Genomic DNA, 346 nt, shown 5'->3' with positions numbered 1-346 from the left:
CTTGGTCCAGCATTTGAGTCAATCAATCCAAGTAATGGCGATGTGGTATGGCAAGGTAATGGCGCAAACACTGATCAAGTAAATTCAGCTATAAAAGCAGCTAGAGCCGCGCAATTACAATGGGCAGACAAACCACTTAAAGAGCGTATCGCGATTTTAGAAAACTTCGCAGCACAATTAAAAGAACACAGCGAAGAATTTGCTACTATTATTGCACGCGAAACGGGTAAGCCATTATGGGAAACCCGCACCGAAGTGGGCGCAATGACAGGTAAAGTAGCTATATCTGTAAAAGCGTACCATGAGCGTACAGGTACAACCGAAAACCCAATGCCCGGTGCTAAAG

At 44.8% G+C, this 346-nt stretch carries 1 protein-coding gene; it reads left to right on the top strand.

Annotated features, from left to right (window positions below; all coding sequences use genetic code 11):
• Nucleotides 1-346, top strand: a 346-nt coding sequence (locus AAEY83_RS13425) for an aldehyde dehydrogenase family protein (RefSeq protein ID WP_351059538.1), incomplete at both ends; no start/stop codon positions are given.

It is taken from the genome of Psychrobacter sp. TB20-MNA-CIBAN-0197 (genome assembly GCF_040309765.1).
Lineage (GTDB): Bacteria > Pseudomonadota > Gammaproteobacteria > Pseudomonadales > Moraxellaceae > Psychrobacter > Psychrobacter submarinus.
Note: the sequence above shows the minus strand (reverse complement) of the source record. Positions and strands in the feature narration are given on the sequence as shown.